This is a genomic window from Marinobacter sp. LV10R520-4, from assembly GCF_002563815.1.
Taxonomy (GTDB): Bacteria; Pseudomonadota; Gammaproteobacteria; order Pseudomonadales; family Oleiphilaceae; genus Marinobacter.
In genome coordinates, this window is the sequence record NZ_PDJM01000001.1 from 1,397,818 (window position 1) to 1,413,651 (window position 15,834).

Consider the following 15,834-nt stretch of genomic DNA (forward strand, 5'->3'; position numbering starts at 1 on the left):
TCACGGAGCAGACAATGCCAACTCCTTGTTATATCAATATCGAAGGCCAAACCCAGGGCCACATCACCGCCGGTGCTTTCACCGCCGATTCCGTCGGCAATATCTATGTAGAAGGCCACGAAGATGAAATTCTGGTGCAGGAATTCAGTCACGTCGTTACGGTGCCTACCGATCCACAATCTGGCCAACCCTCAGGCCAGCGAGTGCACAAGCCGTTCAAATTCACCTCGGCCCTGAATAAAGCCACACCGCTGATGTACAACGCTCTGGCGTCTGGTGAAATGTTGCCAAAAGTGGAACTGAAGTGGTACCGCACCTCGGTAGAAGGCAAACAAGAGCACTTCTTCTCGACCATTCTGGAAGACGCCACCATCATCGATATCAACTGCAACATGCCCCACTGCCAGGACACCTCCAGCTCTGACTTCACCCAACTGGTTACCGTGTCGCTGTCATACCGCAAAGTCACCTGGGAGCACGGCGTGGCCGGCACTTCCGGCGCTGACGACTGGCGCACGCCAATCGAAGCCTAATCCGGCTTTGTAGGTCGCTGGTGCCTTGCAGCGGATAACACACATCCGCCACAGGGCATTAGCGCTTAAAGGCACTGGCAAACTAGCCATTGTGCTCATAATCTTGTAAAACCTGCAGTGAATTCATAGCAACGCGCTGCCACTCGTAATGACGACATCTATTTCACAGTTCCAGGTAATAAACCTTGGCCGGCTTATGTGCCAGGCTACCGACCAAATTTTGTGGCAACCCGCTGCCGGCTGGATTAATGCACAAGGCAAGGCGAAGTCACTGCTATGCCGTGTGGGGTCCGGGCAGGCTACCTATCACCGTTACGACACCCGCAGCCATACCCACGTCATCAACTACGGGCTACGCATGATTTTGGCCAAATACCAGCCAGAAACCGCCGTTAGCTGGCTGTCGGCGCGGGAAATTCGGAAAAGAGGTTATTTTGACGGTGAGGTAAGCCCGCTTAATCTGCTGGCCCATACCTGTTGCCACGAGTTTGCCCATCTGCTGCAACAGGTGGCAGGCCAGCGCCACTTCGGTTCGGTGCACAATCGCCATTTTTACGACATTCTGGACCAGCTGCATGACAGCGGAGCAGCCCAGGGTACCCGGGCATTTTTACAGCAGCAGGCGGGCGAGCGCGGGCTAAGCCTGCCGGCGCAGCCGTTCGCGCCAATCCACGCCGAAGCCGGGGTTTCCCAGCGCCAATGGCAGGTAGGTGATCCAGTGAGTTTTGGCGAAGGGCAGCGCCAGCGGCAAGGCATCATTAGCAGGGTGAATCGTAAGACCTGCACGGTGAAAGGGACCGGTGCTAGCCGCGGGCTGCTCTACCGGGTACCCAAAGTTATGCTAGCCGCCCATTAAAACGCGGCAATCAGTTAAGCAGGCTGCCGCGATTACGCTCTGAAATCTGAGTGTTCAGTGTCCAAAAATCGTACAGAACGCCCACCAGAAACAGGCCGCCGGTAAGCAGGTAAAGAATTCCGGTTATCCATTTTCCCATGTACATCCGATGCAGGCCCAGCAAACCGGTAAACGTCAGCAGTAACCAGCTAACGTTGTAACTGATGGGGCCTTCGGCAAAACGGTAATCGGCTTCTTCATCCATACTTGGAATCAGGAAAAGGTCGACGATCCAGCCCACCAGAAACAGGCCAAATGTGAAGAACCAGATGGTGCCGGTGATCGGTTTGCCGTAATAAAAACGGTGCGCACCCAGAAAGCCGAAAATCCAGAGTAGGTAGCCAAAAAACTTACTGTGTGTATTCGGTCTTTGCATAGTTTTCTCAATAGTGCTTTAGAGCGTGCTTTAGAAAATGCTTTAGAGAATGTTCTGAATTGGCATTAACGCTTTAACCCTAGCCCAACTATGACTCTATATGGGCCTGAGCTGGCGCCGAATCAACCCCCGCCAGTGCCAACCACACCGCTCTGGATGACTTCTCCCTTGCGCCACAAACGCCACTCTCCGGGCTGATACACATCCCACTGTTCATCAGAGGTCAAAGGTTCGGTCACCACCACGCTGACAATGTCATTGGGGGTGGTCTCTGCTTCAAAGTCTATAGTTACGTCGGTGTCTTTCAGTCGCGCCGGCCCAAAAGGTGCGCGGCGGGTAATGCTGGCCATTTTGGTGGAGCAAAAAGTGAACAGCCAGTCGCCGTTGCTGAGCAGGAGGTTGAATACGCCCTGGCGACCATAGGCCGCTGACAGCTGAACCAACTGGTCCACCGTATCCTGCTCGGTGCTGTGGCGGTCGCTGTTATCGCGCAAATGGTTCAGTAAATCACAGAACAGGGCTTCACTGTCGGTGCTGCCAACGGCCTCATAAAACCCCGGTTTCGCGCTAAAATCCGACAGCTGGCCATTGTGAGCAAATACCCAGTAACGGCCCCAGAGTTCACGCATGAACGGGTGGGTGTTGGCCAGGCAAATTTCACCCACATTCGCTTGGCGAATATGGCACAGCGCCACTTCGCTTTTAATGGGATGGGTTTGTACCACCTCGGCAATGCGGGAATTGGCACTGGCGTCGACATCGTGAAACGCCCGTACGCCCTTACCTTCGTAAAAAGCCACGCCCCAGCCATCTTTATGGGGCCCGGTGTCGCCACCACGGCGGGTCAGGCCGGTGAAGCTGAAACACAGATCGGTCGGGGTGTTGGCACTCATCGCCAGCAGTTCACACATAACGCAGTTTTACCCTCGGCAAATCAGACATAATTCAAATATACAGGGTTTGGGCAGCACGCGTCCTGCGAACCCCAATTCATTCCATGGCAGCAGCACCCAATTTGGGTACAATTAGGACTGATCTACGAATTTACGCTGATAACGCACACCCTACGGAAATCACTATGGAATGGAGTATTACCCACCTCTGGCTGATTCTGGCGCTCTTACTGGGCCTGGCCGAGCTGACATCCGGCGTTATGGTGCTGTTGGCCCTGGCGATTGCTGCTGCATTTACGGCGGTACTGGCGTTTTTCGGCTTTTCCCTGGAGTGGCAATTGGTGGGAATGGGCTTATTTTCGGGCATCCTGGTGCCCGTTGTTGTTCGCTGGCTGAAGCCGCATTTCTCGCCTAAAGGCGTAGCCTATGGCACGACCGGCACCGGCGTAGATCAGGGAAAGCAATTCCACAGTTTACGCCGTGGTTTTGACGACGCCACCGGCATCAAAGTAAACGGTGACTTTTATCGCCTGCGGGTACGATCGGGCGGACAAACCGAACTGCCAGAAGGCACAGCGCTTATTTTTGACCACTTCGATGGCACCACCGCCATTGTTGAACTTGCAACCCCCAAGGAACTGTAACCATGGAAGAGTTTCTAACCCCCGGGCTGGTCATCAGCCTGATTGTTGTCGCCATTGGCGTTTTTATCATCACCAAAGGCCTGGTGATTGTGCGCCAGTCTGAAGTGATGGTTATTGAGCGTTTGGGCTCTTTTAACCGAATTTTGGAAAGCGGCGTGAACATTATCATTCCGTTCATCGAACGGCCGCGCGCCATCACCATGATCCGCTATGTGCGCACGGGCCAAGATTACCAAACCGTGATAAGTGATGAAGCACGCATCGACCGACGCGAAACCGTGATGGATTTTCCCGGCCAGCCGGTGGTTACCACTGACAACGTAACCGTGTCGATCAACGGTGCGCTGTATTACCAGATTATTGACCCGCGCCGCGCCGTGTATGAAGTCGCCAATATGAGCCAGGCGGTGGAAGTGTTGGCCAAAACCACCCTGCGTTCGGTGGTAGGCAAAATGGAGCTGGATAAGCTGTTTGAATCCCGCGCCGAAGTCAACAACGCCATTCAGGCCGAAATGGAAGAGCCAGCGTCCAAATGGGGTGTAAAACTGACTCGGGTAGAAGTGCAGGACATCAGCATGCCCGAAGAAGTTGAAGAGGCCATGCGCCTGCAAATGGCCGCCGAGCGCAAACGCCGTGCCACCGTGACCGAAGCCGAGGGCGAAAAAACCGCCGCCATCGCCAAGGCCCAAGGCCAGCGCGAAGCGGCCATCCTGAACGCCCAGGGCGACAAAGAATCCGCTATTCTGCGGGCCCAGGGCGAACAGGAGTCCATTCGCTTGGTGCTGAGCGCCATCGGCGACAGCGAAGACAACAAGCAAACCGTTATCGGCTATTTGCTGGGGCAAAGCTACATCAAGGTGTTGCCCAATATGGCCAAAGACGGCGAGCGAGTATTCGTACCTTACGAATCGTCTGCGCTGCTGGGCTCTATGGGTATGTTCCGCGACCTGGCAGGTAGCCCGGAAGATGCAGTGCGCAGTACCCTGAAAAAAGATGGCCTACGCGCTGGAATGCTGGGATCTTCCGGCCAGTCCTGAGGCTTTCTTGCACTTGACCTGCTGGGCCTTAGCCCAGCAGGTTGTCTAAAGGCTGGTCGTAGCTAGGGGCGAAAACCTCCAGAAAATACGCCACTTCGGGCAAGATTTCTTCCGTCAGCCGCCGGTGTATCTGCGCCGCGGCTGGCTCAAACTCGCGATTTCCTGTCGCCACTTCAGCACGGCATTTCAGCCACGCCGATAATCGGTCTGCGGCTTTAATGATTGCCTTCTCTTCCTTTCCCAAAGCAGATTCCTGTACGTAGGGCGCAAACGCTTTTTGCAACTGTGGCGGTAATAACGCCAACAGTTCGGCCTCGGCTTTGTGCTCGATGTCTCCGAACGCCTGGCGCATCACCTTCGAGTGATATTTCACCGGTGTCGGCAAATCCCCGGTAATCACCTCGGTGGCGTCATGATAGAGCGCCGCCGCCGCAATACGGTCGGCGTTCACCGAACCGCCAAACTGTTCATTACGGATCAGCGCCAGGGCGTGGGCCAGAGTTGCGACTTCCCAGGAATGGGTAGCGACGTTTTCATCGATAGCGTTGCGCATCAGGCCCCAGCGCTTTATCCAGCGCAGGCGGGAAATATAGGCAAAAAAATGGCTCACAGGGCGGCTCATATTAGTTAGCGGGCGTCCAGAGTGAAATTTACGGCAATATTGCCATTGGCATCCACGCTGGCGTTGGTTTCGGGTGCGCGCACGAAGATCTGTTTCGAGTTTACACCGTGAGTATTCACCAGTAACTGGCGCAAAGCCATGGCGCGGCTATCAGCAAGGGCGCCCGGTGACTGTGCACCGGCGCTGGTGTCGGCTTCGGGCGCTGCGGTGCCGCGAATATTCAGAATAAGCTCTGGTTTTTGATTTAAGACCTGCGCCAATGCCGCCAGCTTTTGGGTGCTGGCTTCAGTCAGCTCGATACCCCCCGGCGCAAAGCTGACCTGTTGCACCTGCTCGCCCCCCAGGCCTGCGATATCCGCCAACGAGCCTATCAGGGCAAACGGCGACGTAGCTGCTTTTGTCAGCACGTTAACGAAGGCACTCATCATTACTTTGCCCATCTGAAATTCGGGGTCTGCCAGATCGCCATTTATCGGCACGTTTAATTCAATCACATTATTGCCGTCGCGCAGCAGCGCCAGCCCCAGTTTGATGGGCACGCTGGCCGCCTGTTCGCTGGCAATGGGCTGTCCCAATTCCAGACGATTCAGAATAATCTGATTTGAGGCATTAATACGGGTGCCCTGAAGCTGATAGTCCAGCTTAAGATCCATTTTACCGCCCGCAATGCCATAACCCAGGTAACGGCCGGAATAAGGTGACAGACGCGGTAGCTCCAGATTTTCCAGATTCAACACCAGGTCACTTTGCTGGTCGGTACCCAATGTGGCAATAGAGCCGCTCATATCAACATTGCCCACCTGATTGACCTTACCTTTCAAGCTCACCCGGCCCTGCTGTGGGGGAATATTACTCAAACCACTGAGGTTGCCCTGAAGCTGCCCGAAGCGGGTGGTCAGTTCCGGTTCCAGAGTGCGGTCGGTGTAGTTCACATCAGCGTTGTCTAACTGCAGCTCGCCAATGCGGAATATGAAACCCTGGTTTTCGTCAGTATCCGCAGCAGTCGGCTTATCAACCGGAGCTGCGGTTAGCAGATTGGTGATGTCGTGACTGCCATCGTCGTTACGGGTAATGTTTGCGGCAAGGTCAGTCAGCGTTACGCGGCCAATTTCCAGACGAGCCGGGTTCACGTTGTATTCAACGGGTGCCAGCTGCAGCATTTGCCAGGCCAGCAGTGGTTGGTTGTTGCCGGGCAATCGGGTTTCCAGACCGGTCACCGACGCACTGCCGCTAAAAGTGCCGGTCAGAGGTGAACGCTGCTGGTCCAGATTCAGGCTGCCATCCACTGACAGCATGCCCGCCGGTAACTCTAATGCCATGCGCTGTTGCACGTAAGGCGCGAACGCAGGCAGTGCCAACTCATTGCCCATAATGGCCATTTCCAGATTAAATGGCTGCATGGTGAACTGGCCATTCACGTCCAGACTACCGCCACTGGCAAGAACGGCTTCTGCACGGTAATTTACCGGCTCGTCAAAGTGGTCCGTAAATGGCCCCAGGCTCAGGTTAAGGCCATTCAGTTGCAACTCTGCAGCGTTAGCGGGCACCTGGTCACGCCAGCTCAACTGACCATCGCGAATGTCTACTCCGGCCACCGACCAGCCAAATTCCGGGCCGCTACCTGGCGGACCAGAATCCCCGGCAGCATCGTTAACGGTGGCCCGGGAACCCGCAACCAGCCAGTCGATGTCACCATTGGCGCTGCGGTTCAGGCTCAATTCCGGCCCGTCGAACTCGATCTTGCCGGTTTCTATTCGCCTCGCGGCAAGGTCAAAACGAATCTGGTCGACAGTAAGGGCACCGCTGCGGAAGGCTACGTCACCAGGCTCGGCCCCCAACGCCAGAGAGGCATCATCAAACGTCAGCTTGCCGTGCTGGGTTAACAACTCCATGGGTTGCCCTGCCTGCCATTGATAATCGGTGCTAAGACTGACTTGGCCGGAGCGCAACTGGTAGGGCATATAGGGCGCTAGCAGGTACGACAGCACACCCGGCCCCAGGTTATCAATACTCAGACTGCCGCGGGAATACATCGGGTCTACCTCAAAACTGCCCCGCCAACTCAATGCTTGCTGGTCCAGCATGGCTTCCAGCCGATATTGGCCAATATCGCCGGGCCGCGCCCAGGTCGCCAAATTCTGCAAACTAAAGGTGAGCGGTGTTATGCGGAACTCAACGCTGTCACTCTGACTGCCATTTTGACTGCTTTTCTGGCCGCTTTTCTGACGAAAGTCCCGTAACACCAGCGTGCCGGCACTCAAGTCACCCTGCTGCAAATAGATTCGGGGGCTGTTCGGCCCGGTATCGCTTTGAATATCGGCCGTGTCTGCCGGCTGCCCGGCGCGGGCCGGAGCTCGTTGCCAGTCACGCAGCAGGTTCAACTGCCCGCTTGCCAACACATCCAGCCGCAACATGGGTTGTTCCAGCTCCACAGCCTGAAAACCGGTGGTGCCGCTAAACAAGTCAAACGCGTTCAGATTCACATAAAGCCGCTGAAAGGCCAGCACAGGCTCACCACTTGCGTCGTTGGCCTGAAGATTCTGCAGCTCTACGCTGAACGTAAAGGGATTGGCATGGACCTCGCCTACCGTTGCCTGCCAGCCCAGCTGTTGCTGAGCGTAGTGCGACAAGTTTTTCTGCACCCACCAAGGCAACAGCAGAAAGCCGCCCAGCGCGTAACACAGCAACAGAACAATCAACACAACCACAGCTAACCGGGGCCACAGGCTGCGTTGACGAATCTGGCGAACAGGGCGCTCGGCCACAGGGGTCTCCTTGAAAAATAGTCAATGTATTGGAAGGATAGACGCCAAACAGGTCCTTTGTCAGCTCTCGTGAACCCAATAAGGTCCCGTTTCGTATACGTCCTGTGGGATAATGCTCGCAAGGCACACGCACACATCGCAAACGAGGAAGGTTGATGGACATTGGAGATATGCGCCGGGATTTCGAAAGCGACGGTCTGGACCGGGACCAGCTGGATGACAATCCTATTCAGCAGTTTCAAGCCTGGTTTGAAGATGCTCGGAAAGCCGACATTCTGGAACCCAATGCCATGTCGCTAGCCACCGCCGGCAGCGATGGCCTGCCCGATTTGCGTACCGTGTTGCTGAAATACTTCGACGACCACGGTTTTGTATTTTACACCAATTATGGCAGCCGTAAGGCTCGTGAAATGGAGCAGAATCCACAAGCTGCCCTGCTTTTTCCGTGGTTAGGCCTGAATCGCCAGGTGCGCATTCAAGGCAAAGTCGAAAAAGTCAGCAAAACCGAATCTCTGCGCTATTTCGCCTCGCGCCCCCGCGGCAGCCAGATTGGCGCTTGGGTGTCAGAGCAGAGCAAGGCCATTACCTCCCGCGGGCTGCTGGAACAGAAAGTCGCGGAAATAAAACGCAAGTTTAGTGACGGTGAAGTGCCGCTGCCTAGTTTTTGGGGTGGCTTCCGGGTGGTGCCCCACAGCATCGAGTTCTGGCAGGGTCGCCCCAGCCGACTGCACGATCGCTTCGAATATAACCGCACTGAACAAGGCGGTGATGAACCTTGGGCCATCGAAAGGTTGCAACCCTGAGTGACACCGACTGTATGGCTGTGCCATCAAACCACAAGCACTCGCTTTGAACTGCCACCCTGGTTAAATGCCAGTGAACATACCAGAGCTTTGCCTTGTCAAGGCACTCGGCGTGCCGAGTTTCTCAGTAGCCGCTGGTTGATTCGCCAGGCACTGGCGGGTGCCAGCGGCGAGGCGCCTAGCGCGTGCTCGCCAAGCGCGGGGCGACCTACAGAGTCGCAGTACCCTCCTGACTGGCGGCTGTCGCTCAGCCACAGCAACGGAATAGCGGCCTGCGCAACGAACCTGCAAGGCGAGGTAGGCCTGGACATAGAACCTTGTCAACGCCGCCCAAACTGGCAGAAAGTCGTGCAGCGCTGGTTTTCACCGGTTGAACAGGAATGGCTGCTGGCTCAAGACGACGCCTTGGAATTTCTAAAAGTATGGACACTGAAAGAAGCCTGGCTGAAAGCCACTGCCCGCGGCATTGCCGGCAATCTGCAAACCCTGGAGGTGCGCCGCGGGTTCGAACTTTACGGCGACCAGTGCGACAGCGCTCGGCCATGGCAGGCCTGCTGCATCTATGTAGACGGCTTTTTGGTCACGCTGGTGTATCGCCGATTAGCAACAGAGGCGCCTGAAACGCCTCTTACCTGGCCTCCCATCCGTTTGCTGGAGCCGCCCCTGGACGACTACAGGCTGACTCCGGCAGACACTCTGGACTCTCTCTGGGAACCGCTGCTTCAGCGCCCGATACGCTCTATGGCCTCCCTCGATAGATGATCTCAAACAACTGATCCTGCGTATCTAGTTCGGTAAGAAGTAAACCGGAGAGTAACTGTGCGTATTACCCTGGAACAACTGAAAAATCGCAAAAATGCGAGCATCGAACTAATGGAAATACTGTCTCTGGAAGGCCAGAGCTATATGGCACGGCTCACAGTCGACGGCCAAGAAATGATTCTGTCTGATGAGCAGGGTACAACTTCGCAATTTCGTAGCACCTGGCATGCCCAGGACATGTTGAGCAATTTACACATACTCGAAACTCAAGTCGTTCATGTATCAGCGTACAATGAAATGGTTGGCATGGAACCTAGCAGCGTTGAACCGCTGAGGGTTCGAGTACAGAGGCAAAAGCCGTGATTGCAGTGGCCCGATTGGCCATTTTTGTTGGCTTGGCCGGCCTGGTTCCCTTTATCAGCGCAGTTTTAGCGCTGTTTTTTATGCCCCATCACAGCTTGGTGGTCAGCAGCTGGTTTTACGTGTATAGCGCTGGAATACTGGCCTTTATGGCGGGTGTTTACTGGACCATCGCGCTTCAGCGTGAAGACCGCTGCTACCCAATGTCACCGCTGGTGTCGATGTTGTTCAGTCAGATATTTTTTATTGCGGCAGGTGTGGGCTTATTAGTGTCCTCGCCGTGGAAAGCCGTACTGTTCACATTGGCATTTTTGGGGTTGTATCTGGTGGACGCACGCTGGATGAAGGTTTACTGGCCAGCGTGGTATCTTCGCCTGCGCTTGGGGCTAACGCTGACAGTGGTGGTGTGTCAGGTAATTGTTGCCACCTGGTTCTTTGCCGCTCATTACGGCTGATATTTCCCAGAACCAAGTGGTTCGCTCCGCTGACAAACCTATACGCGAGGGGGTTTACTAACCTAGAGTGCGCTTTAATCCAAAGCGCACTGCTCGGCCGAGGCAATCGCATATTCGTGATTGTGGGGTTCTATCAACGCGGCGTGCAGAGCCACAATCGTAGCCTTGTAGTTGTCTTCATCAATGACAAACTGAATATCCACCTGGCGCATGCACTGGTGCAACGCCAGCACACTGATGTCTGCATCGGCCATCGCTTTTACCGATCTTGCCAGAATGCCCGGCACTTTTATGTCACTGCCAATGGCCGATACCAGCGCCACTTTGCGAGTATTCACCTCAGCATTGGGAAAAGTCTCTTTCAGCGCGTTCACCACCCGCTTTACGTGTTTCAGCGTAGTACTCACGTAATGGGTAATGGTGTTAGCGTTGGTGTCTTTTGACACAAAGCGCACCTTAAAGCGGGTCAGCACGTCCAGAATCTTGCGGTCTGAACCTGGCTCGCCCTGCATGTCTTGATCAAACACCTCAATGGCGAAGATGCCCTTGGCACCGGCAATAATTTCTACCTGGGGTTTTTCGCTAATGTAATCTTTAGTGATCAGAGTACCGGTATGTTCCGGCTCAAAGGCGTTCATCACCCGCAGTGGAATATCATTCTGGCGCAGGCCTTTACCGGCACGTGGGTGAATGGCTTCCATACCCAGGTTGGCCAGTTGGTCGGCCACGTCATAGTTGGTGCGACCCAAAGGTACTACTTTATCGGCACCCACAATGTTGGGGTCAGCCGAACTCAAATGGTATTCCTTGTGAATAACGGCTTCACGGGCCTCGGTGATCACCGCCACCCGGCTGAAGGTCATTTCACTGTAGCCGCGATCAAAGGTACGCATCAAGCCTTCCTTGCACTGCGCATAACCGGTAGCAATGGGCAGCTCACGGCTTAAGTCTACTGCATCGAACGCCTGTTTGAGCTTCTCATCCAGCGGCAACAGTCCTGCATCGCGCCAGCCGGTCAAGTCTACAAAGCGGGCGTTGATACCTTCCTGCTGCAGCTTCAACGTAATGTTGAAGGCACTATGGGCTTCGCCGATACCGGCCAGCATTTCACGCACCGTCAGCAAGTGTTCTTCAAGCTGAAACTGACCATAGGAACACAAGCGCTGCAGGTCGATCAGGCAGCCGCGTACGCCTTCAACCCGATCCGTAATGAACTGGTCGGCCTGCTGTTTCAGCATCGAATCTTCAAACATCTCGCCGTTGATGTCGATAAGCAAGCGCACCAGCTTGCTGAGATCGTCGCCCCAAGCCCAGTCCGATTCCGCATCGGCGAACAAGGCGTAAACGCCAGGCTCACCGGTTTTTTTATGCTCCAGTAACTCGTTGGTGACACCGGCGTAGGCCGATACCACAAAGATGCGCTGATACAGCTCGTCTTTGCCGCGATTACCAATAATGATGTTGTCGCGGACAGCTTCGTAGTTGGTCATGGAGGTGCCGCCGATTTTTTCGACGGTGTGTAGTTGCGTAGTCATAATGTTGCCTTTGCTATCCATTCTGTGGAGCACGTTTGTGCGGTGTTTACAGCGGCCCGGATTCAGGACACCTTTTTCATGCGTTCCTGCATGATTTCATCCACACTTTCAGCCAGCAGACGCGCGCCTTTTTTCAGGTCGTCTTCGCTGGTGGTCAGCGGCATCAGGCATTTGATCACTTCGTCATTAGGGCCACTGGTTTCGATAATCAGGCCTTTCTCAAAGCAGCGGCTGGTGATCGGATCGGTAATGTCTGCGTTCGTGGCCTCAATACCGCGCATCAATCCGCGGCCTTTAACCTTAAACTCGCCAGGGTACTTGTCACAAATAGCCTGAAGCGCATCACCCAACACTTTCGACTTGGCTTTCACTTCATTGGCAAAGTTGTCGTCTTTCCAATAGGTTTCCACGGCCGTGCGGGCGGTAATAAACGCCATATTGTTACCACGAAAAGTACCGTTGTGCTCGCCGGAATCCCACACGTCCAGCTCTGGCTTGAGCAACACCAGCGCCATCGGCAAGCCATAACCACTGAGTGATTTCGACACAGTCACCATATCCGGCTTGATACCGGCAAACTCAAAGCTGAAAAACTCGCCCGTGCGGCCATTGCCGGCCTGAATATCGTCCAGTATCAGCAGAATGTCGTGTTTCTTACACAGGGTTTCCAGACCTTTCAGCCATTCGGCACGCGAGGCGTTCAAGCCGCCTTCGCCCTGTACCGCTTCTACTATAACGGCCGCAGGCAGTTCAACACCGGAAGAACTGTCAGACAACAATTTGTCCATCACTTCCAGAGTGTCGATGTTTTCGCCCAAATAGCCGTCGTAAAACATGAAATCAACGCCGGACAGCGGCATGCCAGCACCGCCGCGATGATGCTTATTGCCGGTGGCGGCAACCGCTCCCAAGGTGACACCGTGGAAACCGTTAGTGAACGAGATAATACCGGTACGCCCTTTTACCTTGCGCGCCAGTTTCAGAGCGGCTTCTACGCAGTTGGTGCCAGTGGGGCCGGTGAACTGAATTTTATAATCCAGACCGCGGGGATCCAGAATGTACTTTTTGTAGGATTCAATAAAGTCATGCTTGGCCGTGGTGAACATATCCAGGCCCTGGCTAACACCGTCGGCTTCGATATATTCCAGCAGGGCTTTTTTCAACACATCGTTATTATGGCCGTAGTTCAGTGAACCGGCACCGGCTAAGAAATCCAGATACTCTTTGCCATCTTCGGTGTACAAGTGAGCATTTTTGGCGCGGTTAAAGATGACCGGGAAAGCACGGCTATATACACGTACTTCAGATTCAACGGTTTTGAATAATTCCATGGTGTTACCTCTTGGCATGTCGGATTCAAGGGGGCACGCTATGCCAAGCTAACCGAAGTGAGCTTGGCGGCTGGCGAATTCACTCTGGCATTAGGGCTCAGCCGGGTTGGGTAAAGGGCCCAATGCGCAGCAAAATTTCGGATTCGTGCTGACCGCCAAAGTGCACGTCTTTCGTGAAGTGCTCCCCAAAGGTCAATTCGGCGCCCATATCCCGGGCGAACGAGCGGAACAGCGCCCAGGAAGCGTCGTTGTCAGCGGTAATGGTGGTTTCCATATGGCTAATGTGGCTGAGTTCCTGACGAGCCACAATCGCCTTAAGCATGCGCTTGGCGAGCCCTTGGCCCCGGCCTTTCTGGTGAACCGCAACCTGCCATACAAATACGGTTTCCGGCTTCTGGGGGGGAACGTAACCGGAAATAAAGCCGACCAGATCGCCGTCTTTCTCTGCAGCCACTGCCGTGTCGGCAAAGTCGCTGCACTGCAAAAGATTGCAGTAAATTGAGTTCGGATCCAGCGGTGGACATTCCGTTACCAGCTGGTTCAGCCGGAAGCCATCATCCTTCCCAGGTTTGCGCAGGTTAATGGCGGTGGTATTCGATCCTTCTGATGTCATAACGAATCTGTTTACCTTGAAAATTTAGAATTGAATTATATAGACCACAAATTAAATTTCAAGTTTACTCTAAAGTAGACGGACAACTATGCTATCCACAACAGCATAATTCATCAGAATAATAGCCGTCAATACCGAGATTCGATAGCAAGTTTTGATTATTTTTTGTACGGAATCGACGAACTCGGAGGCTTTAATCTGTGCCGACGCAAAAAGCTCCAGGAGAAATCACGGAAGAGTTATGAAAACAAATTCTTAGGCCCCGAAAGACCAACTACTTACGAATTTAGCCAGGGAACCGAAACCGAGCGGAACCGACATAATCACGCCACAGGCCACTGAAAACCCCAAAGCAATGTGGCTTCGGTGATATTCATTGCTGTTTATTCCCTTCGGTTCGGATTTCCAGGTGGGGTAGATACCATACAATCCAGCGGGTTCAACCTCATCAGGAACAAAAATCATGTCAGACAAACCCCAGGTACTCATCACAAACATCCGCCAGCGCGCAGCCGAAGGGCTAAATGTCGGCGATCGCTTTACCATAACCCGCCGTTTCAGCCCCGAAGACATCGCGTCCTTCGCGACAATTTCCCGAGACTTCAATCCGATCCATTGCGACAGCCATTTTGCCCAGCTAAAAGGTATGCGCGAACCGATTGCTCACGGCCTACTCACGGCAAGCCTGATCACCGAAATCGGCGGCCAGATTGGCTGGCTTGCCTCCGGCATGTCGTTCAAGTTCAAACGGCCGGTCTATGCCAACGAGACGCTGACCTGTAACTGGATCATTCAAGAGATCGATGAAAAAGGGCGCGCCAAGGCCGGGATCAACGTCAACAATGGCGACGGAGTCACCGTTCTGGAAGCAGAAATAACCGGTGTACTGCCCAATGAACACGAGCGAAAACGCCTGGCCGAATTACTCAACGAAGGGCACTGATGGCGAACTTCAAGCTTTCCAAAATACCGGAATTAAGTCCGTCAGGCCTGGGTGGTGGGGCTTTCTTTCCGCCCGGAAAAGGTGTCTGAGCGCAGCGAGTTCTTTTCCCAGGAAAGAAAGCCCCGCCGCCCAGGCCGTTAACTCCAATGCCAGAATGACCAAGCCCAAACACCCAAAACAAAACCTAAGCAGGCGCCGAACAACTGGCCCCATAGCGATAGCAGGAAAAGCACCGATGATGGCGCAACATAACGCGCTCATCCATGCTCTGGGCCAGCGAGCCACCCAAATCGTACTGCGGATCATCATCCACCAACGTACAGGCATACACCCGCACATCGTCACCCTTCTTCACCAACATCCGCGTGTACGTGCACATAAAATGCGCGCGGCTATCAACGGTGGGGTATTTCTCCATGCAGTTTTCAGTAATCTCCGGACTACCGTCCTCCGAACCTGGCGTACCCAGGTCTGGAAACGCGGTAAACGCCAGAGTCTCAGGAATGCCCCATTCGCGAAAAATCTCGCGGAACGCAGCCTCTACCTTGGCCGGCACTTCGTCAACGTCGGTCTGGCGGGCAATAGACACCTTAAAACCCTGCTTAACCAGCCAGTGCACGCCCTCTAAGGCCTGATCAAAACTGCCTTCACCGCGGTCTTTGTCGTGGCGGGCGCGGTCGGGGAAATCTAGGCTGACGCGGAAATGAATAGGGTAAGGATTGTTCAGCAGCGGCAGCACCTGATGTCGGCGTTTCAAGAGCGGCTCGGTGGCGTTGGTCAATACAAAACATGGCCGGTGCTGGCTGGCGTAATCCAGGATATTCACAAAATCCCGAATCACAAACGGCTCGCCGCCGGTGAACGAAAACTGCTCCACGCCCATGTCCATAGCTTCGTGGATAAACGGCTTCACATCGCTCAGCTTCATCCCGGGAATGCGGCCATCACCGGGATGACTGCCTTCCAGACAGAACGGGCAAGCCAGGTTGCAGGCGGTGCCGGTGTGAATCCACAGCTCTTTTAGCGCGTTCGCATCAATATATCCGCGAGGATCGCCGTTGCGAGTATGGGTCCAGCTGTCAGCCGCACGGGGCTCTAAAACTTCCACCAACGGGATGCGCGTGCGGGTCGCCTTAACCGGCGTGCTGGCTAGGGTGAGGGGCATACAGACTCCATAGTTAAAAAATTCGACACTCGTTATATTAAACATTCAGACAACATTGAAACAGACGTCAAGCAGCAGCCATCAGACCGGCGCTGACGCTGA

The 15,834-nt window shown here is 54.5% G+C and carries 17 protein-coding genes; 9 read left to right on the forward strand and 8 right to left on the reverse strand.

All coding sequences use genetic code 11. The features are described from left to right. Positions 1-14 precede the first annotated feature (14 nt). Together ATG98_RS06600 and ATG98_RS06605 are read left to right on the forward strand one after the other, a co-directional pair. Entirely contained in the window at positions 15-533 is a 519-nt protein-coding gene (locus ATG98_RS06600; protein ID WP_098422453.1) for an Hcp family type VI secretion system effector, read from the forward strand. Positions 534-681: 148 nt separating this feature from the next. Beyond that, positions 682-1,389, forward strand: a complete 708-nt coding sequence (locus ATG98_RS06605; RefSeq protein ID WP_228706035.1) for a hypothetical protein — start codon at positions 682-684, stop codon at positions 1,387-1,389. Positions 1,390-1,399: 10 nt separating this feature from the next. Here ATG98_RS06605 and ATG98_RS06610 read toward each other — a convergent pair whose 3' ends face one another. Then, positions 1,400-1,804 carry an NINE protein gene (locus tag ATG98_RS06610; protein WP_098420123.1) on the reverse strand — a complete coding sequence of 135 codons (405 nt, stop codon included), beginning with the start codon at positions 1,802-1,804 and terminating at the stop codon, positions 1,400-1,402. A gap of 122 nt (positions 1,805-1,926) precedes the next feature. Further along, positions 1,927-2,715: a class II glutamine amidotransferase gene (locus ATG98_RS06615; protein ID WP_098420125.1), complete on the reverse strand. Its 789-nt coding sequence runs from the start codon at positions 2,713-2,715 to the stop codon at positions 1,927-1,929. Positions 2,716-2,882: 167 nt separating this feature from the next. Between ATG98_RS06615 and ATG98_RS06620 the strand changes: the two genes are divergently transcribed. Both ATG98_RS06620 and ATG98_RS06625 read left to right on the forward strand, forming a co-directional pair. Further along, complete coding sequence (locus ATG98_RS06620; protein WP_098422454.1) at positions 2,883-3,341, forward strand: NfeD family protein; 459 nt, start codon at positions 2,883-2,885, stop codon at positions 3,339-3,341. A gap of 2 nt (positions 3,342-3,343) precedes the next feature. Beyond that, positions 3,344-4,378, forward strand: a complete 1,035-nt coding sequence (locus ATG98_RS06625) for an SPFH domain-containing protein (RefSeq protein WP_098420128.1) — start codon at positions 3,344-3,346, stop codon at positions 4,376-4,378. Between the two features lie 28 nt (positions 4,379-4,406). On the opposite strand, the gene yfbR is transcribed toward ATG98_RS06625, so the two are convergent. Continuing rightward, a complete protein-coding gene (gene yfbR / locus ATG98_RS06630; RefSeq protein ID WP_098422455.1) occupies positions 4,407-5,000 on the reverse strand; it encodes a 5'-deoxynucleotidase in 594 nt (197 codons plus the stop codon). Between the two features lie 5 nt (positions 5,001-5,005). Continuing rightward, complete coding sequence (locus tag ATG98_RS06635) at positions 5,006-7,765, reverse strand: DUF748 domain-containing protein (RefSeq protein WP_098422456.1); 2,760 nt, start codon at positions 7,763-7,765, stop codon at positions 5,006-5,008. A 155-nt stretch (positions 7,766-7,920) separates the two neighbouring features. On the opposite strand from ATG98_RS06635, the gene pdxH reads away from it, so the two are divergent. Genes pdxH through ATG98_RS06655 form a run of 4 tightly spaced genes read left to right on the forward strand, consistent with a single transcriptional unit; the run spans position 7,921 to position 10,145 of the window. Beyond that, positions 7,921-8,568 (forward strand): pyridoxamine 5'-phosphate oxidase, encoded by a 648-nt coding sequence (gene pdxH / locus ATG98_RS06640; protein WP_098420133.1) that lies wholly within the window; start codon positions 7,921-7,923, stop codon positions 8,566-8,568. Continuing rightward, the gene (locus tag ATG98_RS06645) at positions 8,569-9,330 is read left to right on the forward strand and encodes a 4'-phosphopantetheinyl transferase family protein (protein ID WP_228706036.1); all 762 of its coding nucleotides are present in this window, start codon (positions 8,569-8,571) and stop codon (positions 9,328-9,330) included. It begins immediately after the preceding gene. 57 nt (positions 9,331-9,387) lie between these two features. Continuing rightward, complete coding sequence (locus ATG98_RS06650) at positions 9,388-9,693, forward strand: DUF6482 family protein (protein ID WP_098422457.1); 306 nt, start codon at positions 9,388-9,390, stop codon at positions 9,691-9,693. Next, positions 9,690-10,145 (forward strand): DUF3429 domain-containing protein, encoded by a 456-nt coding sequence (locus ATG98_RS06655; RefSeq protein ID WP_098420137.1) that lies wholly within the window; start codon positions 9,690-9,692, stop codon positions 10,143-10,145. The genes ATG98_RS06650 and ATG98_RS06655 overlap by 4 nt, the downstream gene beginning before the upstream one ends. A gap of 74 nt (positions 10,146-10,219) precedes the next feature. Here the strand turns inward: ATG98_RS06655 and ATG98_RS06660 are convergent, their stop codons facing one another. The 3 genes from ATG98_RS06660 to ectA form a co-directional block, all read right to left on the reverse strand. Continuing rightward, positions 10,220-11,680 carry an aspartate kinase gene (locus ATG98_RS06660; RefSeq protein ID WP_098422458.1) on the reverse strand — a complete coding sequence of 487 codons (1,461 nt, stop codon included), beginning with the start codon at positions 11,678-11,680 and terminating at the stop codon, positions 10,220-10,222. 62 nt (positions 11,681-11,742) lie between these two features. Continuing rightward, the gene (gene ectB / locus ATG98_RS06665) at positions 11,743-13,011 is read right to left on the reverse strand and encodes a diaminobutyrate--2-oxoglutarate transaminase (protein WP_098420140.1); all 1,269 of its coding nucleotides are present in this window, start codon (positions 13,009-13,011) and stop codon (positions 11,743-11,745) included. Between the two features lie 97 nt (positions 13,012-13,108). Continuing rightward, a complete protein-coding gene (ectA, locus tag ATG98_RS06670; RefSeq protein WP_098422459.1) occupies positions 13,109-13,624 on the reverse strand; it encodes a diaminobutyrate acetyltransferase in 516 nt (171 codons plus the stop codon). Between the two features lie 463 nt (positions 13,625-14,087). Here ectA and ATG98_RS06680 point away from each other — a divergent pair, with 463 nt between their 5' ends. Further along, entirely contained in the window at positions 14,088-14,567 is a 480-nt protein-coding gene (locus tag ATG98_RS06680; protein ID WP_098422461.1) for a MaoC family dehydratase, read from the forward strand. 184 nt (positions 14,568-14,751) lie between these two features. Here ATG98_RS06680 and ATG98_RS06685 read toward each other — a convergent pair whose 3' ends face one another. Continuing rightward, positions 14,752-15,732 (reverse strand): radical SAM protein, encoded by a 981-nt coding sequence (locus ATG98_RS06685; protein ID WP_098422462.1) that lies wholly within the window; start codon positions 15,730-15,732, stop codon positions 14,752-14,754. Between the last annotated feature and the right edge of the window lie 102 nt (positions 15,733-15,834).

Bases quoted from the DNA above. Each gene is read 5' to 3' on its own strand.
- ATG98_RS06600 (WP_098422453.1), top strand. From the start codon at position 15: ATGCCAACTCCTTGTTATATCAATATCGAAGGCCAAACCCAGGGCCAC.
- ATG98_RS06605 (WP_228706035.1), top strand. From the start codon at position 682: ATGACGACATCTATTTCACAGTTCCAGGTAATAAACCTTGGCCGGCTT.
- ATG98_RS06610 (WP_098420123.1), bottom strand. From the start codon at position 1,804: ATGCAAAGACCGAATACACACAGTAAGTTTTTTGGCTACCTACTCTGG.
- ATG98_RS06615 (WP_098420125.1), bottom strand. From the start codon at position 2,715: ATGTGTGAACTGCTGGCGATGAGTGCCAACACCCCGACCGATCTGTGT.
- ATG98_RS06620 (WP_098422454.1), top strand. From the start codon at position 2,883: ATGGAATGGAGTATTACCCACCTCTGGCTGATTCTGGCGCTCTTACTG.
- ATG98_RS06625 (WP_098420128.1), top strand. From the start codon at position 3,344: ATGGAAGAGTTTCTAACCCCCGGGCTGGTCATCAGCCTGATTGTTGTC.
- yfbR (WP_098422455.1), bottom strand. From the start codon at position 5,000: ATGAGCCGCCCTGTGAGCCATTTTTTTGCCTATATTTCCCGCCTGCGC.
- pdxH (WP_098420133.1), top strand. From the start codon at position 7,921: ATGGACATTGGAGATATGCGCCGGGATTTCGAAAGCGACGGTCTGGAC.
- ATG98_RS06660 (WP_098422458.1), bottom strand. From the start codon at position 11,680: ATGACTACGCAACTACACACCGTCGAAAAAATCGGCGGCACCTCCATG.
- ectB (WP_098420140.1), bottom strand. From the start codon at position 13,011: ATGGAATTATTCAAAACCGTTGAATCTGAAGTACGTGTATATAGCCGT.
- ectA (WP_098422459.1), bottom strand. From the start codon at position 13,624: ATGACATCAGAAGGATCGAATACCACCGCCATTAACCTGCGCAAACCT.
- ATG98_RS06680 (WP_098422461.1), top strand. From the start codon at position 14,088: ATGTCAGACAAACCCCAGGTACTCATCACAAACATCCGCCAGCGCGCA.
- ATG98_RS06685 (WP_098422462.1), bottom strand. From the start codon at position 15,732: ATGCCCCTCACCCTAGCCAGCACGCCGGTTAAGGCGACCCGCACGCGC.